Origin of the sequence: Bacteroides sp. RTP21281st1_H5_RTP21281_210402 (assembly GCF_040918965.1) — a bacterium.
Lineage (GTDB): Bacteria > Bacteroidota > Bacteroidia > Bacteroidales > Bacteroidaceae > Bacteroides > Bacteroides congonensis.
This window is the reverse complement of record NZ_JBCOWR010000013.1, coordinates 49,648-76,418: the sequence shown is the minus strand read 5'-3', so window position 1 is coordinate 76,418 and position 26,771 is coordinate 49,648. Positions and strand designations below refer to the sequence as shown.

19 protein-coding genes are annotated in these 26,771 nt (G+C 43.7%); 7 read left to right on the top strand and 12 right to left on the bottom strand.

Annotated elements, in window-relative coordinates:
• On the top strand, window positions 1-591 hold the full coding sequence (gene folE, locus AB5443_RS18175) for a GTP cyclohydrolase I FolE (RefSeq protein WP_022137713.1): 591 nt from the start codon (window positions 1-3) through the stop codon (window positions 589-591).
• A gap of 21 nt (window positions 592-612) precedes the next feature.
• Here folE and dnaG read toward each other — a convergent pair whose 3' ends face one another.
• The 12 genes from dnaG to AB5443_RS18115 form a co-directional block, all read right to left on the bottom strand.
• On the bottom strand, window positions 613-2,706 hold the full coding sequence (gene dnaG / locus AB5443_RS18170) for a DNA primase (RefSeq protein ID WP_277135221.1): 2,094 nt from the start codon (window positions 2,704-2,706) through the stop codon (window positions 613-615).
• 108 nt (window positions 2,707-2,814) lie between these two features.
• Window positions 2,815-3,588: a prephenate dehydrogenase/arogenate dehydrogenase family protein gene (locus tag AB5443_RS18165; RefSeq protein WP_277135220.1), complete on the bottom strand. Its 774-nt coding sequence runs from the start codon at window positions 3,586-3,588 to the stop codon at window positions 2,815-2,817.
• 37 nt (window positions 3,589-3,625) lie between these two features.
• Window positions 3,626-4,687 (bottom strand): bifunctional 3-deoxy-7-phosphoheptulonate synthase/chorismate mutase type II, encoded by a 1,062-nt coding sequence (locus AB5443_RS18160; RefSeq protein WP_277135219.1) that lies wholly within the window; start codon window positions 4,685-4,687, stop codon window positions 3,626-3,628.
• Between the two features lie 95 nt (window positions 4,688-4,782).
• The gene (locus tag AB5443_RS18155; RefSeq protein ID WP_073347561.1) at window positions 4,783-5,961 is read right to left on the bottom strand and encodes a pyridoxal phosphate-dependent aminotransferase; all 1,179 of its coding nucleotides are present in this window, start codon (window positions 5,959-5,961) and stop codon (window positions 4,783-4,785) included.
• On the bottom strand, window positions 5,936-6,784 hold the full coding sequence (locus tag AB5443_RS18150; protein WP_073347562.1) for a prephenate dehydratase: 849 nt from the start codon (window positions 6,782-6,784) through the stop codon (window positions 5,936-5,938). The genes AB5443_RS18155 and AB5443_RS18150 overlap by 26 nt, the downstream gene beginning before the upstream one ends.
• A 300-nt stretch (window positions 6,785-7,084) precedes the next feature.
• Window positions 7,085-8,047: a tetratricopeptide repeat protein gene (locus AB5443_RS18145; RefSeq protein WP_277135218.1), complete on the bottom strand. Its 963-nt coding sequence runs from the start codon at window positions 8,045-8,047 to the stop codon at window positions 7,085-7,087.
• Between the two features lie 38 nt (window positions 8,048-8,085).
• A complete protein-coding gene (locus tag AB5443_RS18140; protein ID WP_277135217.1) occupies window positions 8,086-9,993 on the bottom strand; it encodes an ATP-dependent DNA helicase RecQ in 1,908 nt (635 codons plus the stop codon).
• Window positions 9,986-11,704 (bottom strand): single-stranded-DNA-specific exonuclease RecJ, encoded by a 1,719-nt coding sequence (gene recJ / locus AB5443_RS18135; RefSeq protein ID WP_044654326.1) that lies wholly within the window; start codon window positions 11,702-11,704, stop codon window positions 9,986-9,988. Before recJ ends, AB5443_RS18140 begins: the two co-directional genes overlap by 8 nt.
• A 115-nt stretch (window positions 11,705-11,819) precedes the next feature.
• A complete protein-coding gene (locus AB5443_RS18130; protein WP_285948726.1) occupies window positions 11,820-12,980 on the bottom strand; it encodes an O-antigen ligase family protein in 1,161 nt (386 codons plus the stop codon).
• A gap of 463 nt (window positions 12,981-13,443) precedes the next feature.
• Window positions 13,444-15,450 (bottom strand): discoidin domain-containing protein, encoded by a 2,007-nt coding sequence (locus tag AB5443_RS18125; protein WP_229127369.1) that lies wholly within the window; start codon window positions 15,448-15,450, stop codon window positions 13,444-13,446.
• Between the two features lie 4 nt (window positions 15,451-15,454).
• Complete coding sequence (locus AB5443_RS18120) at window positions 15,455-16,129, bottom strand: hypothetical protein (protein WP_277135212.1); 675 nt, start codon at window positions 16,127-16,129, stop codon at window positions 15,455-15,457.
• Between the two features lie 2 nt (window positions 16,130-16,131).
• Window positions 16,132-17,661, bottom strand: coding sequence for a hypothetical protein (locus AB5443_RS18115; protein ID WP_277135210.1), 1,530 nt, complete (start codon window positions 17,659-17,661; stop codon window positions 16,132-16,134).
• Between the two features lie 187 nt (window positions 17,662-17,848).
• On the opposite strand from AB5443_RS18115, the gene AB5443_RS18110 reads away from it, so the two are divergent.
• The 6 genes from AB5443_RS18110 to AB5443_RS18085 all read left to right on the top strand — a co-directional run bounded on the left by AB5443_RS18110 (window position 17,849) and on the right by AB5443_RS18085 (window position 26,760).
• Window positions 17,849-18,376, top strand: coding sequence for an RNA polymerase sigma-70 factor (locus AB5443_RS18110; protein ID WP_277135229.1), 528 nt, complete (start codon window positions 17,849-17,851; stop codon window positions 18,374-18,376).
• Window positions 18,377-18,558: 182 nt separating this feature from the next.
• The gene (locus AB5443_RS18105) at window positions 18,559-19,503 is read left to right on the top strand and encodes a FecR family protein (protein ID WP_277135208.1); all 945 of its coding nucleotides are present in this window, start codon (window positions 18,559-18,561) and stop codon (window positions 19,501-19,503) included.
• A 334-nt stretch (window positions 19,504-19,837) separates the two neighbouring features.
• Window positions 19,838-23,050 carry a TonB-dependent receptor gene (locus AB5443_RS18100; protein WP_195662691.1) on the top strand — a complete coding sequence of 1,071 codons (3,213 nt, stop codon included), beginning with the start codon at window positions 19,838-19,840 and terminating at the stop codon, window positions 23,048-23,050.
• A 15-nt stretch (window positions 23,051-23,065) separates the two neighbouring features.
• A complete protein-coding gene (locus tag AB5443_RS18095; RefSeq protein ID WP_082073499.1) occupies window positions 23,066-24,334 on the top strand; it encodes a RagB/SusD family nutrient uptake outer membrane protein in 1,269 nt (422 codons plus the stop codon).
• 37 nt (window positions 24,335-24,371) lie between these two features.
• On the top strand, window positions 24,372-25,304 hold the full coding sequence (locus AB5443_RS18090; protein ID WP_229127371.1) for a phosphodiester glycosidase family protein: 933 nt from the start codon (window positions 24,372-24,374) through the stop codon (window positions 25,302-25,304).
• Window positions 25,305-25,332: 28 nt separating this feature from the next.
• Window positions 25,333-26,760, top strand: a complete 1,428-nt coding sequence (locus tag AB5443_RS18085) for a BACON domain-containing carbohydrate-binding protein (protein WP_277135205.1) — start codon at window positions 25,333-25,335, stop codon at window positions 26,758-26,760.
• Window positions 26,761-26,771 lie beyond the last annotated feature (11 nt).

Genomic DNA, 26,771 nt, shown 5'->3' with positions numbered 1-26,771 from the left:
ATGTTAGGAAAAGAAGAAATTATCTCTCCGAATCTGGAAGAGTTGAAAAGTCATTATCACAGTATTATAACTTTGTTGGGCGAAGATGCTGAACGGGAAGGGTTGTTGAAAACTCCGGAACGGGTGGCTAAGGCAATGTTGAGTTTGACAAAGGGATACCATATGGATCCTCACGAAGTGCTCCGCTCTGCTAAATTCCAGGAAGAATATAGTCAGATGGTGATTGTAAAGGACATTGATTTCTTCTCTCTCTGCGAACATCATATGCTGCCGTTCTACGGAAAGGCGCACGTGGCTTATATCCCTAACGGCTATATCACCGGGTTGAGCAAGATTGCCCGTGTAGTCGATATTTTCTCTCATCGCCTGCAAGTGCAGGAACGCATGACGCTGCAAATCAAAGAGTGTATCCAGGAAACACTGAATCCATTGGGAGTGATGGTTGTAGTGGAAGCAAAACATATGTGTATGCAGATGCGTGGTGTGGAAAAGCAGAACTCTATTACTACTACCTCAGATTTTACAGGCGCCTTCAATCAGGCAAAGACTCGCGAAGAGTTTATGAATCTTATTCAACACGGGCGGGTATAAACAGTTTCCCGCCTTAGGAGATTAGCGTAAAACGACGCGGTCTCCCAGGCGTTTAGCCATAATGCTTTGGACTGTTCTTAGTTCATTATAGCGTTGCATCAACGAATCGCACTTTTCATTATCGTGCGCTAGTGCAGGGTCTTGCAAAGCATAAAGCATATGCTTTAACTCTTCCGTTACAATGGCATATTTGAAGTTAATCATCAGCATTGGAACCAGTTCATAAAGACGTTCCTCATCTGTCACAATCTTCTGTGACTTGGAATGATATTTACTAAGCTGATAACGTACATTAATCAAGTCCACACTCAGTTTACTGATAACCTGATCGGGATGTGCCAGAAAATAGCGTTCCGCTACGAAACCTGAATCGTGCATATGTGCGGCGGCTTCCGACAACATTTGGCGGTGTAACGGATTATGAAAAGCCAAATCATCTTCTTTCAAGTCATTGATGACGTACTCTATAACGGTCACCGGAATCTCGTTTCCTTCTTCATCCGTCAGATTACACATGACTTTTTCTCCATAGCGGACTACCGCCTGCAATATCAGTCGCTCGAATTTATAGAACTCCTGTCCTTCTTTTCCTTCCTGTGGAATAAAAGAAGCATAGTTATCTTCTTGTGGCGGGAAAGGGGCTTCTGTATATCCGGCATCAGTAACTTCCGGTGGTAACGGAACATCACCGTCCGTCATGGGGATATTACCATTCGCTTCTCCCTGCTGACCTTGTTGAGCCATCGTAGCTGTTCGCTGGGCAATCCGGCGATCACGTTCAGTCTGTTCGGCACGTTTTTCTGCTTGTGTTTCCCTTCTTTTGGCAACTTCCGAGACCAGCAGTTTGTCTTCTACATGCAGTAACTGTGCGCATTCTTTGATATATACATCCCGTACAATCGCTTCCGGTATGACGGAGATGCTTTGTACCAAGTTGCCGATCAACTCTGCCCGTTTGATAGGATCTTTTCCGGCATCTTCCAGCAGCAAGTTGGTCTTGAAGCGGATAAAGTCCGTCTCATGCTCCGATATGAAGGCTTGGAATTCCGTAGAGTTATGTTTGCGGGCAAAAGAGTCCGGGTCGTCGCCATCGGGCAGCAGACAAACTTTGATATTCATGCCTTCTTCAAGCAGCATATCAATGCCTCGGATAGAAGCCTTTATACCTGCAGCGTCGCCGTCATAGAGCACAGTCATATTATTGGTGAACCGGTGAATCATACGGATTTGTCCCGGTGTAAGAGCCGTTCCCGAAGAAGCTACCACGTTTTCTATACCGGATTGATGCATGGAAATAACATCCGTATAGCCCTCGACCAAAAAACAACGGTCTTGTTTCACAATCGCCTGTTTGGCGAAGTAGATACCGTATAATTCGTTACTCTTATGGTAAATCTCCGATTCTGGAGAGTTGACATATTTGACTTTTACGCCTTTGGTGGCACTGGCAAGCACACGTCCGCCGAAGGCCACTACTTTACCGGAAAGAGTATGAACGGGGAAAATGACACGTCCCCAAAAACGATCCCGCAAACGATGATCGTCTGTCTCATAGCAAAGTCCTGTTTTTACGAGATATTCCTTCTTATATCCTTTCTGTAAAGCTTCCTTGGAGAAAGCATCATGACTATCAGTACAATATCCCAATTGGAACTTCTCGATAATGTCATCCCGAAAACCACGGTTACGGAAATAAGCCATACCGATGCTACGACCGTCTATATGGTTCTTCAGTATATTCTGAAAGTAGTCGCGTGCGAAGTTATTAACAATAAACAGACTTTCGCGTTCACTCTGCACAAACTTCTCTTCATCGCTCAGCTCCCGTTCCTTAATCTCGATATTGTATTTCTTGGCAAGGTATCTCAGAGCTTCCGGATAAGACATCTGCTCGTGTTCCATGATGAAATGCACCGCATTTCCACCTTTGCCACAGGCAAAGCATTTGCAAAGCCCTTTGGCGGGAGAAACGTAAAAAGAAGGTGTCTTGTCACTATGAAACGGGCACAAACCGACGTAATTGACACCACGCTTGCGCAGGGTGACAAAATCTGAAACGACATCCATAATCTGTGCCGCGTCCAATATTCGGTCTATGGTAACTTGATCTATCATTCTTTCTCCTGTGAATCTGTTTTTGCGGATACAAAGGTACATATAAAAAAATCCCCTGCAAAGAACTTTTTTGCAGGGGATCGTTAAATCTTATATGCCGGTTAGGAATTATTTAATCTTCTCCCGAATCTTCGTCAGATACTTTTTCATCCCTTCCGCATCCTTGTTTTCGATAATTTCGAGAAGGTTTTTCAACTCGGTGCGGATATTGGTCACTTGTCCCGGAGTACGCGGGTTGAACAGGATTTCCTGAAGCAGATAATCATCCTCGTTCAACAATCCCTTGGCGATAGCCATGTGCTTCTTGAACGTAGTTCCCGGAGCTTCCTGATGCTTCATTACGGCCGCGAATACGAAAGTCGAGACGAACGGGATAGAAAGCGAGTAGGCTACTGTCTCGTCATGTTCGTCGAATGTGTATTCGAAAATATTCAGCCGTAACGTTTGGTAGAGGTCTTTGAAGAATATCTTTCCCAAATGATCCCCTTCACTGATGATAATGGCATTTTCGCTGCTTAGGTTACTAAGACTGGCGAAAGTTGGGCCAAACATCGGGTGACTGGAAACGTAACGGAAACCGCTTTCTTCATAAAACTTCTTCAGTCCTGTTTTTACAGAGGCAATGTCACTAATGATACAGTCTTTGGGAAGTACGGGCAGTACTTTACGAAAAGCATCCAGCGTGTACTTTACGGTGACGGCATTAATAACCAGTTCCGGTTCGAATTCCTTAATCTCCTCTAATGTAGTGAAACGATACGTGTTATAGACAAAGCGCAACTGGTGCGGGTTGACGTCATACACGGCCGTCTCGTGTTGAAAGCTCAAAATATCAGTAAAGAAGGAACCCATTTTTCCGGCTCCAAGGATTAATATTCTCATATTCTTATTTATTTAATAGTAAGTAGTCAATACCTGACTACTTATTGATAATTTCCATCTGCTGACGAACAGATTCCTCGTGGATGGCTTCGAAGATTTTCTTCATAAATTCGGCATCCATGCCACATTGCTCTCCTTGTGTACCGCGTTTTTCGAGAATCTCATTATAACGTCCGGTTTGGAGTACCGTGATACTATGTTCTTTCTTGAATGTACCGATTTCACGGGCAACACGCATTCTTTTTGCAAGTTCCTGGATGATGTTATCATCACATTCGTCAATCTGTTTGCGCAATAGGCTCAGACTTTCCGTAGATTGGGTTTCGGTGCGAATAACCAGCAGGTTGAGAATGTAATCGAGTACATCGGGAGTAACCTGTTGCGAAGCGTCGCTCCATGCACAATCCGGGTTGCAGTGACTTTCTACAATCAGCCCGTCGAAATTCAAGTCCATCGCTTGTTGGCAGAGCGGAGCCACCAGTTCACGTTTTCCACCGATGTGGCTCGGGTCACAGAAAATCGGGAGATTAGGAATGCGACGACGCAGTTCGATAGGAATGTGCCATTGGGGAAGATTACGGTAAATCTTCTTATCGTAGCTGCTGAAACCACGATGGATAGCACCCAAACGTTTCAGACCTGCATTGTTGATACGTTCCAAAGCTCCGATCCATAATTCAAGGTCAGGATTCACAGGGTTCTTGACAAGTACAGGGATATCTACCCCTTTCAGAGCGTCAGCGATTTCCTGTACGGCGAAAGGATTCGCAGTAGTACGTGCACCTACCCAAAGGATATCAATTCCGGCTTTCAGACATTCATAAACGTGCTTGGCGGTTGCTACTTCGGTAGAAACATACATACCAGTTTCCTTCTTTACTTCTTTCAGCCAGGCAAGACCTTCCACACCGATTCCTTCGAAACCACCCGGTTTGGTACGCGGTTTCCAGATTCCTGCGCGGAATATCTTTTGCCCTTTAGCTGCCAATTGCTTGGCTGTATCCATCACTTGTTCTTCAGTCTCTGCACTACATGGGCCGGCTATGACAATCGGTCTTTTAGCTTCAATGCCCGGTAATAAAATTGATTCGAGTTCCATATTCTTATTTGTTTTTACTTTTATTCTTGTTTATTGTAACGACTCTGGCGGGATATCGTTTTTGATTATCAACAATCTCCTTTTCTTGTGAACGGTCAGAGTCTTTTGATTCTTTCCAATGCTTCCGCTAATTTTGCATCCTTGCAGCAGAGGGAGATACGAATATATCTTGCTCCGTTACTGCCAAAGATAAATCCCGGCGTGATAAACACTCTTGCTTCGTGTAGCACTTTTTCCGTCAGTTCTTCTACGTCTTTGCAAGAAGCCGGAATCTTTCCCCAAAGGAACATTCCTACTTGCTTTTCATCGTAAGTACATCCCAATGTTTTCATAATTTCACCGGCAAGATGGCGGCGGTTGCGATAATTCTCATTATTGCCTTCGTACCAGTCTGCTTCTGCTTCCAAGGCTGTTGCTGCCGCCAACTGCATGGCGCGAAACATTCCGCTGTCGATATTGCTTTTTACTTTCAATATCCATTGTACGAATTCAGGGTTCGACGCTAACATTCCGATACGCCATCCCGGCATATTGTGGCTTTTGCTCATGGAGTTGAACTCAATACAACATTCTTTAGCCCCCGGCACACTCAGGATACTGATAGGTTTTTCATTCAGTATGAAGCTATACGGATTATCGTTCACAATCACAATATTCTTGCGACGGGCGAAATCAACGAGACGTTCATACAGTTCGGGAGTTGCGTTAGCACCAGTCGGCATATTCGGATAGTTAGTCCACATCAGCTTCACACGGCTTAAGTCCATCTTTTCCAAAGTCTCGAAGTCAGGCATCCAACCATCTTCTTCTTTCAGGTCATAGTTGATAACTTCCGCGCCGAGTATCTTACTTAGAGAGGTATAAGTAGGGTATCCCGGATTCGGAACCAACACTTGCTCACCCGGATTGACGAATGCCAGCGTGACATGAAGGATACCTTCTTTCGAACCGATCAATGGTTGTATTTCCGTATTCGGATTCAGTTCTACTCCATACCAGCGTTGATACCAATTGGCGAAACCTTTGCGAAGTTCAGGGATACCTACATACGGCTGATAACCGTGTCCGTTGGGGTCGTGGGCATTGTTGCACAATGTCTCGATGGTCTTTGCCGAAGGCGGCATATCAGGGCTTCCGATACCCAGGCTGATAACGTCTTTTCCTTCTGCGTTCATCTGTGCTACCTCTTTCAGTTTCTTGGAGAAGTAGTATTCGCTTACACTTGCCAGTCTGTCGGCAGGAGCGATCTTATACATTTGACTTTCCTTCTGCATATTCGCCTAATGTTTTGAGTTCTTTAGTTAATGGAGTGATTGCTGCAATAGATTGCTTATATCTTAGGTAATCGTTGAAAGCTACATCTACGTAAAATTGATATTCCCATTCACGTCCGATAATCGGCAACGATTGTATCTTGGTCAGATTAATATTGTAAAAAGATAGAATAGATAATACTTGTGACAAACTGCCTTCGGTATGCGGTAGAGTGAATACCATACTTGCCTTATTGGTTGCGTTGGCGTGATGCTGGCGAAGTCCGTCTACCTGCCAGGGATCGGCAACGACCAGGAAACGGGTGAAATTGTGTTTGTTAGTTTCGATACCTTCCTGAAGGATTTTCATTCCGTAGCGTTCTGCCGCTGCCTTGGAGCAGATGGCTGCATGCCCTTTCAGATTGTCCTTTTTGATGATTTCAGCGCTGCGGGCGGTATCTTCGCCTTCCACCACTTTCAGTTGCGGATGCTGATTCAGAAAATCACGGCATTGCATCAGGGCGATGGGATGGGAGTTAACTTCCGTCAGGTCTTCCCAACTTTCATCGGGCAGGCAGACGAAGCTGTGAGAAATACGCAGTTTGTATTCACCGATAATCTGCGTACCGCTTTGTCTCAACAACTCATTGTTGTGCAGCAAGCTTCCCGCAATCGTATTTTCGATGGCTAGCATTCCGATAACCTGGCTGTCTTTTCGTATCGAACTAAACACGTCCTCGAAGTTGGCACAACAGATTAACTCTATTTCTTCTCCCTCGAAGTACTTGTGTGCGGCGATATCATGATATGAGCCGAGTGTTCCTTGAATTGCTATCTTTTTCATTGTTCTAATGTATTATATAAAAAAATCCCGCGTCCATATCGGAGCGGGATTCATATGATTGATTTCTCTATTCAGTCCTTAAGCATCACTGTCACTTGATACATACAAACTCCCGCTCTACTTTGTTGCTAAAGTAAAAGTAAAAAAAGAAGTAATATGCATAAGTAAATGATCTCATACGAGTCTTTGTTTTTTGCTTTGGTTTCTAATTCTGGGGACAAAAGTAATACTTTTCTGTTAAACGCAAACAAAAAGCGATACTTTTTTTGTTTTCTTGCCTGAAATATATGAAAAGGACACTTAAAAGATGCCGGGAAGTGCTTCCGACTTTGGTTCCAGGTTCTTGAATTCACCGTTTAAGCTGGCTTCATCTTTCGGATTCAATTCCAGTGACTTCTTCATATCTTCCACAGAACCGTCCTTGTCTCCGTTCAACAGTTTGGCACGTCCGCGTTCCTTGTAGGCTTCCGCGAAATTCGGGTTCAGTTCGATAGCCTCATCAAACAGAGCGATGGCTTCCGTCAGTTTCTTTTGGTTGATATAAAGTTGGCCTAAATATAGGTATGCCTGTTCGTTGAAAGGATTTATTTCCGTGACAAGCCGGTAGTCCGCTTCCGCTTCTTCAGCCTGTCTGTTCGCTTCTTTCACTTTCCCGCGCAGGAGTATGGCTGTTTCTTCTTCCGGATTTTGGGCAAGTACAGCATCTATGTCTTCCATCATTTCGTTGTACTGTCTCAGATTCAGTAGGGCTTCCGCACGCAGCAGGCGGGCTTCGATGAAATCATCTTTCAAAGTGATGGCCTTCGTGAGATGAGCAATGGTCATCAAGTCGTCGTCCTGTCCTTGGCGGGCTTTTCCCAGGAGATAATGTGCTACGGCATTTCCTTCTTCGATGGCAATCGCCTTGTTGGCGGCTTCTTCCATCGCCTGATAATCTTCCTGGATGAAACATACATTGGCTAATGTAAGGAAGGTATTCGTGATATGCGGTTCCATTACAGCCATTTTCTCCAACAGTTCGCGGGCTTTTGCCGTATCTCCCATTTGGATGTAGAGTTGGCTGAGATACCCCATTGTTTCAAACTCTTCCTCAATAGCAAGAGCTTCAGTGAAACATTTTATGGCATAATCCGGACGTCCCATACGTTGCGCACGCAAACCGTCATATTTGAAAATATCGAATCTTTTCTGATCGTTTTTCTGCTTTTCATTCTCCGGAGTTTCAGACTTGCCGGAGAAGAAAGATTTAAAAAAGTTCGGCATGATATGTTGTTTTTAAGTTTATCTGCAAAAGTAATAACTTATTTTGAAATATGTATCATTCCATCCTGCATCTTCAATGCGCCTTCTTCCAATAAATGATGGATGACTTCCGCGACTCTCTCTCTTTCCGCTTCTATTTTATTAGCTATCTCTACAGGGAGCAGCGGTTTCTGTGCCAGTAATTCTGTGATTTGCTGTTTCAGTTCTTCGAAAGAGTCTTCGGATAGGGTAACATCCGTTGCACGATGGCTGATACAAACATCGCATTGTCCGCAGTTATGTTCATTTTTCTCCCCGAAGTAGCGGAGCAGCATCCGGCTGCGGCATACATCTTCCGAAGTGACATATTCTTCCATCGCCTTGATGCGCGCTTCATAACGGACTTTGCGTTCTTCGTAGACAGAAGGCGGAATATGTACGAAACGAAGTTCCTGACGTTCGCGCGTGTATATAATATAAGGTGTCTTTTTGCGGGGAATATAATCCACGATGCGGCGTTTGGTCAGTGTCACGAGTATATTGTAGATCTTTTCACGTGTCAGTCCGGTACGTATGGACAGGGATGCTTCGCTGATATAGGCATAGTCGGTGAACACGCCTGTATATGAGCGTAGAATGGTCTGTATCAGTGCTTCCGTTTCCGCACCCATTTCGCGCAACTTATACAACTCATCCCGCCGAAGCGTAAACAGGATACGTGACGCATTGTCCTGTTCGTCCGTATATTCCAGATAACCGGCTTGGGACAGTATTTTCAGCGCACTGTCTACCGGCACCGGAAAGTATTTGAACTTCCGGCAAAATTCCTCGATATTGAATTCGCGGACACACTGGAATCCGTCTCCCATCGCCATCTGGTAGTAATACTGCAAATGTTCGTAGACATTGAGGATATATTCTTTGTCGGGAAAAGTATCCACTACCCGTTTATGTAGCGTCGTCTTATCTGATTTGGAATATAAGATGACAGCGTAAGCCTTTTCCCCGTCTCTTCCCGCACGTCCGGCTTCTTGAAAATATGCTTCGGGAGAATCGGGAAGATCGAGATGCAGTACGATGCGGACATCCGGTTTGTCAATGCCCATTCCGAAAGCGTTTGTCGCCACCATTACGCGAACCTCTCCATTTTGCCAGCGTTTCTGCCGGAGGTCTTTCACGGCGTTATCAAGTCCGGCATGATAGAAATCAGCGGTAATGTCTTCATTTACCAGCAGTTCGGTGATTTCTTTGGTTCGTCGTCTGTTGCGGGCATAAATAATGGCACTACCCGGTATTCTTCGTAAGATATGTAATAATTCGCTCGTCTTATTATCCGTCTTGCGGACAATATACGCCAGGTTCTTCCGTTCGAAACTCATACGGAAAACATTTCCTTCATGGAAATTCAGGCGGGCTTGAATATCTTTCACGACTTCCGGAGTCGCGGTAGCGGTAAGTGCAAGTACCGGAACTCCCGGCAATAACTCCCGTATTTCCGCTATCTTCAGATAAGCGGGGCGGAAGTCGTATCCCCATTGCGAGATACAGTGGCTCTCGTCCACGGTAATCATGGATACCTTCATGGAACGCAGTTTGATACGGAATATTTCCGTATCCAGACGTTCCGGAGAGATATAGAGGAATTTGTAATCACCGAAGATACAGTTCTCAAGCGCGGTGATAATCTCCTGGCGTGTCATGCCGGAATATACGGCAAGTGCTTTGATACCTCGTTTACGCAGATTATGCACCTGATCCTTCATCAAGGCGATAAGCGGGGTAATGACGATACAAAGCCCTTCCTGGGCGAGGGCAGGTACTTGAAATGTGATGGACTTACCGCCACCGGTCGGCATCAGTCCTAATGTATCTTTACCTTCGCCGATACTGGTAATGATCTCTTCCTGCAAGTCGCGGAAAGAGTCATATCCCCAGTATTGTTTTAATATCTCCTGATACTTATTCAATCGGTCTTATATCCTCGATTTGAAGTTGGACTTCACCACGTTTGTGGGTATTCTCTTCGATGGTGTAACAGATGTCGAACGAACGTTTGGTCTTGATATAACGCACGTGTGAGCTTTGCCCGAATGCGATACCGTTCATTACATTGTTCGATTTATTGTCAACCAGTTCCAGCTTGATATGCTCCTGGTCGCGCCCCACCACTTTGCTCGTTCCATAATCGTAGACGTGATGCGTACAGAAGACAGGTTTCAAATTATCAGGGCCGAAAGGATTGAACTTCTTCAGGTCATTGAAGAACTTGGGAGAAATATCCCTGAAATCGATCTCGGCATCAATGTCAATAACGGCACTCGTCTGTTCCGGCAGGATATGTTGTGAGACATATTCCTCAAACCGCTTGGTGAAAGCATCCACATTCTCTACTTTCATAGACAGTCCGGCGGCATAGGTATGCCCGCCAAAATTCTCCAGTAAGTCCCGGCAATGCTCAATCGCCTTATATACATCAAAACCAGAAACGGAACGTGCGGAACCGGTTGCCATATCATCCGTCCGGGTCAGCACCACGGCAGGGCGATAATACACTTCCGTCAACCGGGAAGCTACGATACCAATCACGCCTTTATGCCATTCCTCATTGTAAAGCACGATAGAACGGCGGTCGGCCAGCCCTTCCAGGTTGGCAACGATTTTGTTCGCCTCTTCCGTCATACTCTTGTCGAGGTCTTTGCGAGTCTCGTTATACTGATTGATTTGTCCGGCCTTCTCAAGCGCGGCTGAGAAGTCTTTTTCCGTCAGTAAGTCCACCGCTTCTTTTCCGTTTTGGATACGTCCCGACGCATTGATGCGCGGCCCGATTTTGAAAACAATATCGCTGACGGTGATTTCCTTTTCAGAAAGTCCGCATACGTCGATAATGGCTTTCATTCCGATACTCGGGTTGCTGTTCAATTGCTTCAAGCCATGAAAGGCAAGAATGCGGTTTTCGCCCATAATCGGCACAATGTCCGATGCGATACTTACCGCTACGATGTCAAGCAGCGGAATCAAGTGGTGAAACTCGATACCGTTATTGATAGCGAATGCCTGCATAAACTTGAAACCGACACCACAACCGGAAAGGTGAGTGTACGGATACGTATTGTCCAGGCGTTTAGCATTCAAAATAGCTACAGCAGGCGGCAGAATATCATCCGGCACATGGTGGTCGCAGATGATGAAATCAATGCCTTTCTCTTTGGCATACGTAATTTCCTCTACTGCTTTTATTCCGCAATCGAGTACGATAATCAGTCCTACACCGGTTTCAGCGGCATAGTCTATTCCTTTTTTAGAAATGCCATACCCTTCGTTATAGCGGTCGGGTATGTAATAATCAAGGTTCGAATAGAACTGTTGAATAAACTTGTAGACCAGTGCCACGGCGGTAGTACCGTCTACGTCATAATCTCCATAAATTAGAATACGTTCTTTCTTTCCCATCGCCTTGTTCAGACGTTCTACTGCAATATCCATGTCCTTCATCAGGAACGGGTCATGCAGGTCGGGCAATTGCGGGCGGAAAAACTTCTTGGCGTCCGTTGCCTTCGTTATTCCCCGCTGCACCAAAAGTTGTCCAAGTATCGGGCTAATCCCTAATTCTTGGGCCAATGTTTGGCTTGTCTCTGCCTGTTCGGGTGTAATGGGTCGATAATTCCATTTGTGATTCATTTTATATATTGTTTTTTCTTTTTCTGCTCTCAGGGGTTGAGAAAGGCACTTCTTTCCAACGAGGGGTAAAAGTACGAAAAAAACGGGAAGTGGGAGTAGATATGACGAAAATATTTCAAAACGCTTTCTTAAAGAGTTGATTCCTAATCTCCCGGATTCGTTCGTTATCGTTTTTAGGTTTTATCTGGATTATACTGTTTGCCATGTTTTCAGCTTTTTCTTTTTCTCCTGTTTTTTTGTATAATAGATATAGCTGATAGCGGGGGACGATATGATGCGGAAGCATTGTGATGGCATCTGAAAAGGCGTTTTCTGCTTCTTTGTATTTACCAGTTTCTAAATAACAAGTTGCTAAGTCACAGTATTTGTCGGTTGTAGGATAAAGGTCGATAGCCTGTTTTATAATAGGAATAGCCAACTGATATTCTCTTTTCAAGAAAAGAACGCGTGCATATCGGAAGATAAAAGAGGAAGAATATTGGATGGAAGAATAATGGTGTTGAATGTAACTTAGGTTCTTATAATCGTCTCTGTAGAAAAATCGGGAGAAGGATTTTTCGATTAACTCTCTACTTAGTAATTTATTACCAGTTACTCCAATGAGTGATATAATTATGGTGGAAGCAATTATAGTGAAAGGGTATTTTTCTATTTGAATTATGAGGAATGTGTCAGCGGATAGTTTGCCTAATAGCAGTGCAAAGAATAGAAATAACAGGAAGATGTCATTTGGGTATGAAAAACAGGAAAACAGAATGTAAGTAATTAAACAAGGAAATAATACCGAGTGTTGTTTGACGTATTTGATATATAGTAATATAAGGATGCTTAAAAAGGAAAATAGTCCGATTATTCCCTGTTCGACGGTAATATGGAGAAATTCATTGAATGCATATCGGTTGTTATTCAATAGTCTATGATTGTCCGATGAAGGAAATTGCTGGATGTAATGTGTTTGATAATTCATGTATTCACGTTGAAATCCGCCGAAGCCAAATCCAGTGAGAGGATGTTCCCCAATCATTGTGCAGCAGACTTTCCAAATTTCTATACGTCCTTTTGCAGATTGTGTTTTGTATAAAGTAAGAGAAAATATACCGGTCAATAATAGTAGAAGTAGTGCAATGCTCCATTGTTTGGCGGGATGTATTTTCCAGTATTGCATACCCATATAGGACAAAGCAAAAATTGTGGCTATCCAGGTTGCCCTTGAGTCGGAGTATATGATGCCTGCGAGAAGAATTAAGACGCTTAGTTCTCGCCATCCTTTTTTCATGTGCATATAGTTGGCGATAGAGGCAATCAGGCTGATAGCCAGGTAGCCTCCTAATGGTCCCGGATTCTTGAAACTGCCGGTTATGGGAAAGATGCTATGGTTGGGAGGTAGGCAGTCAAAGAATTGCGCCAGCATCAGAAAAACCTGAAAACAGCCGGATATAGTTAGTAGATTTGCGATACGATTCTCTGTCGTTGCTGTTTTTGACAGTAGATAGATTATAAGAAATGTTCCTATTTGCCCTTCCATGTGGTATTTGAAGATGTCGTTCCCATTACTGATGAATGGAATGAATATCAATATGTCAATCCATGAAAAGGATATCTTTGTTTGCCAGTGTAACAAATGGAAAGCAATAAGTAGCAGCCCGCACAAACAATATAGATAAGGTATGCGGAATGTAGCATCCGGATACCAGATGCTTATTATTGGTTCTATCAGAAATACGGAGAATAAGAATGCATTATTTCCATATTTGGTTGCCGTTTTCATATACAAATATGCGTTCTTGAGTTCCACGGGTATAATTACATAATAATAAAAGGGCATTTTGTGGTAATTGTTGGTAATGCAGGGAATCGGATGTTGCCTGCATTTCACCTGCTGATATCCAGTCTTTATCACAGTAGAAAAGTTCGTATATATCTCCCGGACGAATGTAGTTATCGTGGTTACGAGGCGTATATACTATTTTATCAATTTGGGTAGGTACTCCTAAATCCAGTCCTGCCCATCCTCCTTCGGATTCTTTGTAATCAAAGGAAGTCCAACTTTTCCCATCAAAAACATTGGTGTACTCATGGCTTCCGTCTTGTTGGAAACATCCGGGAGTTCCTATCACTTTCCCTTTCAAGGGAGTGTCTTCACCGGCGGCATAGAATGCTACTTCCGCTATGTTACAATTGGAATTTTTGCCTCCCATGTATCGTACATACCGATAGCTTTTGTCCAAATGGATTTTTACGGAAGTATTCAGCCTGTAGGGCTTTTCACGAATGACAAATAAGGTGTCCTTAGTTTTGAAGTCTGCCCGGTTGCTTCCTTCGAATACGCCTCCTAACATTCGATTCAGGAACAATTCATCATTCGTGAGTTGGTATTTGCTATATAAGGTAATTTCTTTCATCTGTTTTTTGCAGGTATAGAAATGCAATTCGTTTGTGTTTTTGTCAATGTAGAATGGATCGGTTAAGTATATCAATTCTTTATTTTCATAGGTAGCGACCCGCATTACACTTCCTTTGCGTAGTTTGTTGAAAATTAGCTGTTTTCGCTTGTAAACAGTACGGTCTACCGGAATCCATTTTTTTCGGTAGCTGAGGCATAGATACACTATTCTTCCTTTTGTGGGAGTGTTGTAAAGTCTGGAAACAGGGATTCTTACTTGTTCCAGATAATGTTTACCGTAAACATGGGTAATGTCTGTAAACTTTGGCAATGACCAAAACGGGTAGATTTCTTCACCGTCATAGCCTGTCTCTTCTACTAGTGTGTGATTGAGGCTGAAAGTAGTGCGATATACTTTCGGACTGTCGTCATGTTCATGCCACCAGTTCTTTTCAGTAGGCCATAGTTCCCTTGGAAAGTCCGTCATGTATTCTTTTCCATACTTGTCCCAACAAACTACCCATAGATGACTGGCATTCACATTGCCGCGTACTGGTATAAAGTCGATTGCGCACGGGATGCCCAGTGCGCGGAAAAGATAAACGGCGAAGTCGGTGACTTCTCTACATGAGCCGGTAAGATATTGTACGTGTTCCGGTCCGACATGTCCGAAAGAGTAGGGAAAGATACCTGTGTAGCGATGATACTTGTGCGGAAGCTTTTGTATTAGGTAGTTAGCTACTGAGACGGGATTTTCTTTATCCAGAGAATTGCTATTCTTTAAAGGGAGTAGTAATGAATCAAACTTGTTGTAATATTCTTCACGCCAGTATTTCAGTGGTTCGTCTTCTATCCGGTAAGGCAAGAGGTATTCGCAAAACGTAGCGAAAGAGATATGTTTTCCCCATGGTTGTTCTTTCCAGACTTTGAATGCCCATTCGATGTTGTGACATAGATAGGCGGAGTCTATTTCATGAATATCTTGTTTCTTTTCCAGTTCTCCGATGGGACCGAAAAGCTGTCGGATAGAGTCAGATAGTTCTCGGGGTGTCTTTTTTCTGTAATGTCGGAGCCAGTTGAAATATGTTTTATAGTTATCTAGTTGCTTGCCAACCGGATAACTATAGTATGGCATGTTCTCAATCAGGAAACAAGCGGCTTTATATTTCAGACTATCTGCGGGACTTTGCTGATAATGACGAAGTACTTTTTCTAGTTCCTGCCGATTATCACCTGCTTTTTCCATTGCTATATCCAAAGCTGTCTGTGTGTCTTTATTCTTGCATGAATATAGCCCCAAACATAGACTGCCTGCTACAAACCAACTGAATAGGATATAATACTCCACTTTCCTGATTTTCATAGTGCTATTGTTGCTGTTTTTTCAATTGAAGCGTTCCGTATCCGGATGCTTTGATTTCAGTGAAAACGGGCGGAATACATAGTTTTCCGCAAGAATCATATTCTTCCAATACGGTTTGCACCTTCATGGTATATAGAGGATATGTCTTAATGGAATCCAACCCCATTCTTTTGTGGAAAACGATATTGGCTTCTTTTTCTGTTGCTACAACGATTGTCATATACGGCATATCTCCACCGTATGGCCATCCGAGGAATACCATAGCTAAAGATTTGGGCGATAGCTTTATTGGAATAAAGAATTGGTTGTCAGTATAATCGCGAAAATCGATAGCGGAGCCTCCGTTATATACATATGTCCATAGATCTTCTTGTTTCAATATTAATTCTGTATGTCCATCTTTATATAAAGTTATCACATTAAATCCTCTGTTAGGGTCGTCTCCCCAGTCTTTAAACACACACGTTTTAAGCGTATAAGATGCTGAACCTACAGTGAAATTATAGGGATTAGTTGGTTCGTATTCTAAATTTTTCACTGTTTGACTGAGGTCAAAATCGTCAATCATGGAGTATATTTTATAGATACTGCCATCTGAGAATACATCAAAAATATCTTCTGCTATTTGTGCCTTACAAATAGAGCTACCCATTAATAATAGTAATAATAATTTTTTCATATTTATTTGTATTTAAAAAAAATGACTTCTTTATGCTTCTTTTTGCCGAAACTACAATTGATAAGTTGTGATTTCTCTTTCATGTTAGCTCCTGTATCCATTGTGTTTGGTATTTTAATTCTGCACTCGTTCCAATTACCAGTTGTAGCTTTTCCCGGAACAATTAGACACACATGACCACTACCTTTGGTATTTATCCACCCGGCAACCACAAAGAAACCTTGATTAGCCAGTCCTTGTGCTTCCTCCATACGTATTACCTCCCACTTTTCCGGATGACTTTTCCAATATTTCACCATGTCGTTGGCACACATATTATACAATTCTTTGGATTGGAATAGATTATAAAATGCATTTCTTACTCCTTCATTGCAGTGGGCGGTTTTTCGGTCATTATTATGATCCTTCAAAACCTTATCTACAGCATCCGAAGCAGCTTGCGTGATATCCTTTACCGGTTTTTGATTAGGACTGGTGATTACGATATCTCCATCGCTGGATTCGTTTCCTTCAGAAACATTGTTGTCGCCAGAGTTTCCACCACCAGTTCCGTTTCCTCCGCCAGAAGGACCATTGTAATCATCATCTCCGCTATTTTCATTTCCATTGCTTGGTCCGAAAATGTCCGATAAGCATCTGCATGAACCCCAAGGGCCACCACATATGGGACATCTCATACCATCGGGAGTAATAACGACACATGTGCACAAATCCGCGGGAAGTCCACAGAAAGAGCAAGGGAAATCATCTTCTTCTATATCCGAATAAGTACTTAAAGGTTGTATGTTGTTAGATTCAGAAAAAAGAGCAATATAAATACGGCTTGTTCCTGCTGCATTTTCATCTTTAACGGTGGTTGAAAGAGAATCTGCATTGGTGTTCGCTTTGTGTTTTACCATCTGCGGATTACGCATGAAATGGAATAAATGCCGTCCTTTATCATACTTGTCTCCATACAAGAATTCACCTTCCAGTGTGGAAATCAGACAGAAACCGCTAAATTCGCTTCCTTCCAGTTTGTATCCCAATTCTTTTACGCTATGGCCGGCTTTTAGGAATTTCCTGTCCGGCAGATAAGTGATAATTCTGCCGATTAGCCGTCCTTTGACTTTCCACAACGCCAGTTTGGAAGCAGATACTGCTAGCAACCTTTCTTCCTTTCCTTTGATTCGTGTGTAGACGAAACCGGAAAGAGGCGTCTTTGTCTCCTTTAGTGAAAACAGGCGGACATCCTCCCACTTGTCACGATATGTTTGTAACGAACTCCAATCGGGCAAAATCATTGCTTTCTTCTCGGTCAACGTTTCTGGTACTGCCATCGCTGAACGTGTACTGACGGTAGGATGCGATGATGTCTGGTGCATGTCTGGTAGCGACAGTTCCTTTGTCTTTAAATAATTCATAGCCTCAATAGTCTCGGGAGGCAATGCCTCTTGTTCTACTCCTTCTGTATTATCCGTGTTTTCGCACGAATAAAAACAGAGGCAAGACAAAAGTAGAAATACTTGTGCAAATAAAGAAAGTTTTCTCATTTTTGTTTTCAATACAATGTTTCATTTAAAAGTTTATTTTGACACACAGAACTCTGTTCGACCATTATATACGTTGAAGGTGTGAAAAACACGTATTAGTTGGTGTATTTCGGGAAACTATTTTATCTTTGCTCCACCAATAAGAATCTGATAAATGAGAAAGCCGCGCAACGTCACAGACTCCAATATGACATTTGATAATATCTATTCAGAGTATTATCAACGTTGCTTTCTATTCGCCAAATCCTATCTCCATGATGAAATGCTGTCGAAAGATATAGCTTCCGAAGCGATGATTACCTTATGGACTACGATGAAAACGGAAGAAGTGGATAATATCCGTGCTTTCCTGATGACCGTAGTAAAGAACCAGTCGTTGAATCATCTGCGGAACGAACACCTGCGGATGGAAGCTCGTGAGAATATCTTGAATGATGAGCTTTATGAACTTGATTTTCGCATCTCTTCTTTGGACGCCTGCAATCCGACGGATATTTTCTCGGAAGAAATAGACCGGATTGTCAACCGGACGTTGGATACCCTGCCGTTGCAAACCCGGAATGTTTTCAGAATGAGCCGTTATGAGAACAAATCCATAAAAGAGATAGCCGACGCATTGAATATCAGCGTCAAAGGTGTCGATTATCATATCAGTAAGGCTCTGAAAGCCTTACGTGTCAGTCTGAAAGATTATCTTTATCTCTTCTTCTTTTAATAAAGTACTGCTTTATCCCTAGTCTATTAATAGATAAGGAATGAAGAAGTACTGTCCTGACCATTAATAACCTGCTGATGGAAGAAAAACTCACTTTTTTCATCTTTTCAACTAGTGAACTTCTTTTCTGGCGTGTCTATTATGTACAAGGCGGATAAATGCTTTGGATAATAGAACGCTATATGGACGTAAGACTACTTAATAAATATATTGCCGGCGACGTACTTCCCGAAGAAAAAAAGGAAGTGATACGTTGGATGAGGGAGAGCGAAGAACATCGTGAACAACTGATGCAGTTGCATCGCATTTATAACGCAACTCTTTGGAATGGAAACGTTGACAGCCAGGATACGAAGAATGCGGAAAAGAAGAAACCTGTAATGCGGTATCTTTGGGCATCGATGAAGATAGCCGCGGTGGTTGCCATGCTCGCTTTTATTATCCATAAGGAATATCAGGACTATCGGTTGGAACATTCTACCGATGTACAGACGGTAACCGTTCCGGCAGGACAGCGTGCCAGTCTGATATTAGCCGACGGGACAACTGTTTGGCTCAACTCCAACTCCACATTGAAATACCCCGCCAACGGCTTCCACTCTAAAAACAGAAAAGTGACTTTGGAAGGAGAAGGGTACTTCGAAGTGGCTCATGACGAGAAACACCCTTTCATTGTTGAAACGGAGAAATATGACATCCGGGTATTGGGAACCACTTTCAACGTATCCGCCTATCCGAATTCCGATATGTTCGAAACATCTCTGATAGAAGGAAAGGTAACTGTCTACCAACCGGATACACAACATGAAGTGACCTTGAAACCTCATGAAAAGGTGGAAGCTAAAAACGGAAAACTCTATAAGGAGACTTTTTCATCGGACAATGATTTTTTGTGGAGAATGGGTATCTATTCCTTCAAGGATGAGCCGTTGGAAACTGTCTTCAAGAAACTGGAGCAATATTATGAAGTGAAGATTATTAATAAGAACGAGGAAATCGCTTCCCGCCCGTGTACCGGTAAATTCCGTCAGAAAGAAGGAATCGAGCACGTGATGAAGGTATTGCAGAAGTACGTCAAATTCAACTATACGCAGGACGATGAGAAAAACCAGATAATTATCTATTGAATTAACCCTAGTATTTAATCTAAAAAAGAAACACCCGGAATGAGAGCAAGAGAACCAGCCCCATCAAAACAGAAATATCGGTAAATGCTGCAACACTTACCGATATGTGAGAAGTCAATAAAAAAGACTCGACATCTGTTACAAATCTTTATGTATTAACTTAATAACTCTAGGCAAAGATATGAAAAATAATCTTTGGTGTGGACGTATTGTCCATAGAAAAACACACTGTACTCAAATTTTAAGAATTATGAGGTTAACTGTCTTTTTCCTGTTATTCATTATCTTTGAGACGTATGCTTTGAACAGCTATTCTCAGAATCAAAAAGTTACGATGAATAAAGGAACCGCAACATTGGCCGAAATCATCAGGCAGATTGAAAAGCAAACAGACTATTTGTTTATTTACAATGAACGTGAAGTTAGTCTGAAACGTAAAGTTTCCATTTCTACTCAAGACGGGACAGTGGCAAGTCTGCTGCTGGATGCGTTGCACGGTACGGAATTCTCCTACACGATGGAAGGGAAGCACATCATCCTTACGAAAAAACAAGCGGAAGTGCAAAATCCTGTGCAGAACAGGAGAAGAGTGACCGGACAAGTCAAGGAATATTCGGGCGAGGTTATCGTTGGGTGTAATGTGTCGGTCAAAGGCACTACTATCGGTACAATCACCGATATAAATGGCAAGTATAGCCTCGAAGTTCCCGATAATGCCACCTTGGTCTTTTCATTCCTAGGATATAAGAGCATGGAATATCCGGTGAAAGCGCAGCAGACCATCAATGTGACTCTGGATGAAGATTCGAAAGCATTGAATGAAGTGGTCGTAGTGGGATACGGAACACAGCGCAAAGCGTTGGTTACGAATGCTATCAGCTCTTTCAAACCGACAGAATCGAATATGCGTCCGGTGTTGACACCGAGTGAATTATTGCAGGGACGTGTAGCGGGTGTCACGGTATCGACCGGCTCAGGCAACCTGGGAAGTTCCGAACGAATGAGCATTCGTGGTGCCGCCTCTTTGAGCGCCAGCAATGAACCGCTTTATGTGGTAGACGGGATACCCATCCTCAACAGTAACGCTTCCTTATTTAATATGGGAGAAGATTTAAGCTCGATGGCGGTATTGAACCTGACGGATATTGAATCTATCGAAGTACTGAAAGATGCGGCTTCGGCAGCTATCTACGGTTCGCGTGCCACCAATGGGGTCGTAGTGATTACCACAAAATCCGGTAAAGAGGGACGTTCGGATATTCGTTTGAATGTCAGTACGGGAATTTCCAAATTCGCCAATAAAGGACGCATCAAATATGCGGATTCCGACTTGTATGTAGAAACCTACAACGATGGAGTCGAACGTTATAATCGTCAGAATGGTTACACCGTAGGTTCTGCGGGTTATGTGGTTCCCATCTCCAACCCCTTCCAGGGATTACCCGATACGGATTGGCTGGATCTGATAACTCAAGTAGGACATTCCTACAATGTGGATTTGTCTTTTTCCGGTGGAAGCAAGAAGACGAAATTCTATGTAGGAGCCAACTACAATTATCAGGAAGGTATAATCAAGACCAATGATATAACCAAAATCAATCTGAAAGCCAAGATTAGCCACGAAATGACTTCCTGGCTGGAAGTCGGCGCTAATGTCAGCGGTAATTATCTGAAGAACAACCGTGTGCCGGGAGCTAATATCGGTTCTACCATCGTAGCACGTGCCGTAGAGCAACGTCCTTTCGACCGTCCGTACAAACCGAACGGTGACTATTACTTGGGAGGAACCGACGAGCTGGCACGTCACAACCCGCTTCAGATTCTGAACGAAGAGGTTTCCTATATTGATACCTATCGTTATTTAGGAACGTTCAATGCCGACTTGAAATACAAGAAGTTCAGTTTGAAAAACTCTGTCAGCACTGACATCGGATATACATATGACTATGTGTATTATAATGAAAACCATCCTTATGGAGCAGGAGGGGGACGAATCGTGGAATATAATCGTTTGGTGAAGAATATATTGATAGAGAATGTCTTTAATTATAATGATAAGTTCGGAGATTTTGAAACAGGCTTGATGCTGGGACATTCTTTCCAGAAGATGTCCACCCGTACGTCTTCCATTGACGGACGTGGTTTCCCTTCTCCGGTATTTGATACGGTAGGCACGGCTTCCGAAATCTATAACGCTTCGGGCGGTATCTCCGAGTTTGCCATGGAGTCTTACTTCGGACGTATCAATCTGTCTTATTTAGACCGTTATATCTTGAATGTGACCATGCGTTCGGACGGTTCTTCCCGTTTTGCTCCTTCCGACCGTTACGGATACTTCCCTTCCGTTTCTCTAGGATGGAATGTTTCAAAAGAATCTTTCTGGAAATTCCCTCAGACAGACTTGAAGTTCCGCCTGAGTTATGGAAAGACCGGAAATCAGGATGGAATCGGCAACTATGCCTGGCAACCGTTGATGTCCGGTGGCATCAACTACGGCAATAATAGCGGTATGGCGGTCACCAGTATGGGAAACAACAAACTGACGTGGGAAACCGCCGACCAGTATGACTTCGGTTTCGACCTCGGCTTCTGGAACGGAAAGCTGAACATGATTGCGGATATATATCTGAAGAATACGAACAACCTTCTTTATTCAATGCCCCTGCACGGTACAAGTGGATTTACCAGTATCACCAGTAATATCGGTTCCATGCGGAATTATGGTGTCGAGTTCTCAATAAACGGGCATATGAATATCGGCAAGGTGAACTGGACTTCTTCTTTCAATATATCCCACAACAAGAATAAGCTTACTAAATTGCTGGGAGATGATTTGCTTCCGATAGGCGCCAACCGCGCTTTGAAAGTAGGTAAGGAACTGGGGGCTTTCTACCTGTTCCAAATGGACGGGCTCTATCAATATGACGGCGAAGTGCCGCAACCCTTGTATGACTTGGGCGTCCGTGCCGGTGACGTGAAATACCATGACGTGGATAACAATGGCATTATCAATGATAACGACCGTGTGCTGACAGGTTCTTCCAATCCCGATTTCTTCGGCGGATGGAACAATACTTTCAAGTATAAAGGATTTCAGTTGGATGTATTCTTCACCTATATGTATGGCAACGACGTATATGCCGAATGGGCGGTGACAGCTACCCGTCCGGGTTACCGGATGGCTATCACGGAAGATGTCGCGAAGAATCGCTGGACAGCTCCGGGAAGTTCGGATAAATATCCGCGTGCGGTCAATACATTGTGCGGACACAATAGCAAGAACTCCACCCGTTTTCTGGAAGACGGTTCTTTTATCCGGCTGCGTTCTCTGACATTCAGTTATACATTCCCGCAAGTAATGTTACAGAAGATTCGCCTGAAAGGGCTTCGTATGTACGTTCAGGGAGACAACCTGCTGCTGTTCTCCAAATACTCCGGTTGGGATCCGGAAGTGAGTAAGAATATGGATCCGCAGTTCTTTGGAGTCGACTTGTACGGAGTGCCGCCTTCACGTTCGGTCAATTTCGGAATAAACCTTAGTTTCTAATCATAAACGCTCACAATGATGAAAAAGATTATTTATATATTTCTCGGATGCCTGTTGTGGACTTCGTGCAGCGGTATGCTGGATATTGAATCGCATTCTGCCGTATCGCCGGGAAGCGTGACTCCCAAAGACCTGTCCGCCCTGCGAATGGGGATGTACAATAAAGTGCAGAACTCTCCGGCACGCGAATCATACATCACCTTCGATATATTAGGCGGTGACTTGACCCAAAGTACGGGAAATGCAAGAGACTTGATAAACTCGGTGCTTTCTTCTTTGAATTCAATAGTCGCTACTAGTTGGAACGGCTATTACAATGCTTTATATCAAGTGAATAATGTAATCTCCATCGTAGAAGACCTTCCCGAATCCGACCTGCGGAATCTGATTATCGGAGAAGCACATTATTTCAGGGCATACATTTACCACGCGCTGGTGACCCGTTGGGGCGGTGTCCCTATTCAGAAAGTGAATACCATGGAAAAACCTTTCCGTGATCCGGAAGAAGCTGTATGGGCATTTATTGAAGAGGAACTAGAAACGGCGCTTGCTTTCCTGGGCACGTCTTCAAGTTATTATTATGTGTCCCGGGATGCTGCCGTAGCTCTGAAAGCCCGTGTAATGCTGGAACGTGGAAAGCTGACGGAAGCTGCTGCTTTGGCCGAGAGCCTGATAACAAATGGGAAGTATAAACTGGACAGCTTCGATAAGATATTCCGGGGACAGGCAAATTCGGAAGTCATCTTCTCTTTCCAATGTCTGGCAGAAGAATCGAATATTACTATTTCCACCTTGTTTTATACCTATGCGCATCCCAATCACGGCAGCTATGTGTATCGTCCCACGAACGACGTAATGAATATGTATGACGACAAGGATAAACGGAAAGAAGTTTCCATTATCAATGTAGGTGCCGAACCTTGTATCAATAAATATCCGAGCGGACAAACCGGTACCGACCCGGTAGTGATGAGTCGTTTGGCTGAAATGTACCTGATAAGTGCGGAAGCGCAAGGACTCTTCAAAGGTCTGGGACGGCTGAACGACTTGCGGAAAGAACGCGGGCTGGACGCCGTAAATCCGAAGGATGAAGACGAATTTATAGAATATATTCTGGACGAACGCCGGAAGGAACTGCTTGCCGAAGGTTTCAGATATTATGACCTCATACGTACGAATAAGGCAAAGACAATGCTTGGACTGAAAGATTATCAGTTGGTATTGCCTATACCGGGCAAGGAAATGATTTCGAATCCGAACCTGGAGCCGAATCCCGGATATTGATAATGATTGTATTTATACTTATTAAAGAGACAAAATGATGAAAAAACTGATATATGATTCCGCTCTTCTTCTTTTGGGTTGTCTGCTATGGACGGGATGCAATAATGATGAAGACCTGACCGTCTATTCCACCGAGGGCGCGAAAACGGAGTTGGGACAGAAGATAATTGCCGGAAGTGACGGATACGTCGGACAATATTTCTCGGACACTACTTACACGTTGGCTCCGGGTGTAAAGGCTTTGGAGATGGAAATCCTTTCTGCCACAGGTATGGCGGTAAAGATGTTTGTCCTGGAAGTCGATTTGAAAGACACGCATCTGACGATGAAGGCTTCGTCTCCCAAAGACGAAGGCAAGCTCAAGACGAAACAACAAATGACGTTGCAGGCATTGGCACACGACAAACAGGGCAGCCGTGTTCTGGCTGCCGTGAATGGTGATTTCTTTGCTACGGACGGAACACCGCAAGGCATTTACTACCGGAACGGAGTATGTCTGAAGAATACGATGACCGATAATGTATGTACTTTCTTTGCCGTCACGAAGGGTAAGAAGGCGGTGATTGGCTCGTATGACGAATATGATACTTATAAGGATGAGATTCAGGAAGCGGTGGGCGGTCGCGTGCGTTTGATGACGAACGGGAATGTGCTTCCTCAGACATCAACGGCACTGGAACCCCGGACGGCTATCGGCGTGACGGACAATAATGTCGTTTATATTTTGGTTGCCGACGGACGTAACTTTTGGTACTCCAACGGCATGAGGTATGCTGAAATGGGAGCTGTTATGAAAGCATTGGGAGCGAAGGATGCTATCAATCTGGATGGCGGTGGTTCGTCTACGTTCATTATCCGCTCGAAGGCGGGATTTGAAGAGGACCGTTTTGCTATCCGCAATTGGCCTTATGATAATGGCGGTGTCGAAAGAGCGGTTGCCAACGGACTGTTGGTGGTGACCGATAATTAATAGTTTGAATCTTAATAGTTGAATCATTATGATACGAAATAATAGAATGTATAGTTGCCGGCAAGGTCTATGGGGAATCATCTGTTGTCTGTCCTTGCTGATGGGTATGGCAAGCTGTCAGGACTTTACGGATGATACGGGACGTACAATGCCCGAACCGGATTTGAAGTTTGCGGACGGAACGCTGAATCTTCCGTTGGAAGAAAAGGAATATACGGTGGATATCGAATCCAATCTGCCTTGGCGTGTGAAGACTTCCGCCACTTGGATTGACTTGCTTTCATCGAACGGGATGGGGACGGGAAGTTTCAGAATATCGGTATCCAAAAATGCGAATGTAGCTCCCCGCGAAGCGGAAATTGCAGGCTGGATTATCGAAGGTGCCGAAACAAAGCTGAAAGTGGTACAGGAAGGAGTGGGCATCGCTCTAAAAAAACGTGTGGTGAAAGTAGGTGCGGAAGGCAGTGCGGAAGAGGTGATACCTTTTTCGACAATGGTTACTTACACATACGAACTATCTGAAGGATGCGACTGGATACACGTTACCGACGGGGCAGCAATTACTCCGGGCGTCATCAATGAATCGGAACTGAAATTGGCGATTGACCCTTATACGGATATAGACGAGGGACGTACCGCCTCATTGTACCTGAAAGGTTCGAATGGGATTACCGACGTACTGACGATAACGCAGGATAAGAAACCCTTGGGAGACATCGATTACCTGAGAATGTTCTACGAAAGTGCGAACGGGGATAACTGGACGAAGAAATGGAACTTTGACGCTCCACTGGAAACTAACCCGACAAACTGGTTCGGATTGAAGTTTGAGAATAAGAGGGTGGTTGAGATTGATATTCAGTCCCCGAATAATATCGAAGGAGATATTATCCCCTTATGCAACTTGTCGGAACTGAGAAGCATAAAGTTCAAACATCAGAAGTTAGCAGGTATTCCAGAGGAAATAGGACAACTGTCCCAGTTGACCACTTTATGGATAATAGAATCTGCTGCAAGCGGAAACTTGCCGGAATCTTTGGGAGAATGTGAATTATTGACTAGCTTTAACATCTCAAATCATCCAACTTCCACTCCGGCCGGATTTAACAACACGTTTACCGGCAATCTGGATATGTTGATAAATATCCCCGGTATGGTGACAATAAAGGCATATTGCAATAATTTGAGCGGACCGCTTCCGGTTATTCCGTTAGACGGAAACAATAAACCGACCACTTGGAAGAGCCTGAAAGAGTTTATGATTTATACCAACGGATTCAGTGGAAGTATCCCTTACGGATATGGAACGGTAATTGAGAAGAGTGGTTCGACTGGTATATTCAGAGTGAATGATAATCAGTTGAGTGGACAGATACCTGCGGATATCAAGGCATGGTCGCAATATGCAACCCGGAAAGCTGCGTGGATAATGCAAGGAAATAGTCTTACTGAATAAGATAACTTGAT

Coding starts and splice junctions, on each gene's coding strand:
- AB5443_RS18130 (WP_285948726.1), bottom strand. CDS start 12,980: ATGAAAAAAGGATGGCGAGAACTAAGCGTCTTAATTCTTCTCGCAGGC.
- AB5443_RS18095 (WP_082073499.1), top strand. CDS start 23,066: ATGATGAAAAAGATTATTTATATATTTCTCGGATGCCTGTTGTGGACT.
- AB5443_RS18105 (WP_277135208.1), top strand. CDS start 18,559: ATGGACGTAAGACTACTTAATAAATATATTGCCGGCGACGTACTTCCC.
- dnaG (WP_277135221.1), bottom strand. CDS start 2,706: ATGATAGATCAAGTTACCATAGACCGAATATTGGACGCGGCACAGATT.
- AB5443_RS18160 (WP_277135219.1), bottom strand. CDS start 4,687: ATGGAACTCGAATCAATTTTATTACCGGGCATTGAAGCTAAAAGACCG.
- folE (WP_022137713.1), top strand. CDS start 1: ATGTTAGGAAAAGAAGAAATTATCTCTCCGAATCTGGAAGAGTTGAAA.
- AB5443_RS18120 (WP_277135212.1), bottom strand. CDS start 16,129: ATGAAAAAATTATTATTACTATTATTAATGGGTAGCTCTATTTGTAAG.
- AB5443_RS18110 (WP_277135229.1), top strand. CDS start 17,849: ATGACATTTGATAATATCTATTCAGAGTATTATCAACGTTGCTTTCTA.
- AB5443_RS18100 (WP_195662691.1), top strand. CDS start 19,838: ATGAATAAAGGAACCGCAACATTGGCCGAAATCATCAGGCAGATTGAA.
- AB5443_RS18155 (WP_073347561.1), bottom strand. CDS start 5,961: ATGCAGAAGGAAAGTCAAATGTATAAGATCGCTCCTGCCGACAGACTG.
- recJ (WP_044654326.1), bottom strand. CDS start 11,704: ATGAATCACAAATGGAATTATCGACCCATTACACCCGAACAGGCAGAG.
- AB5443_RS18125 (WP_229127369.1), bottom strand. CDS start 15,450: ATGAAAATCAGGAAAGTGGAGTATTATATCCTATTCAGTTGGTTTGTA.
- AB5443_RS18150 (WP_073347562.1), bottom strand. CDS start 6,784: ATGAAAAAGATAGCAATTCAAGGAACACTCGGCTCATATCATGATATC.
- AB5443_RS18165 (WP_277135220.1), bottom strand. CDS start 3,588: ATGAGAATATTAATCCTTGGAGCCGGAAAAATGGGTTCCTTCTTTACT.
- AB5443_RS18090 (WP_229127371.1), top strand. CDS start 24,372: ATGAAAAAACTGATATATGATTCCGCTCTTCTTCTTTTGGGTTGTCTG.
- AB5443_RS18145 (WP_277135218.1), bottom strand. CDS start 8,047: ATGCCGAACTTTTTTAAATCTTTCTTCTCCGGCAAGTCTGAAACTCCG.
- AB5443_RS18115 (WP_277135210.1), bottom strand. CDS start 17,661: ATGAGAAAACTTTCTTTATTTGCACAAGTATTTCTACTTTTGTCTTGC.
- AB5443_RS18085 (WP_277135205.1), top strand. CDS start 25,333: ATGATACGAAATAATAGAATGTATAGTTGCCGGCAAGGTCTATGGGGA.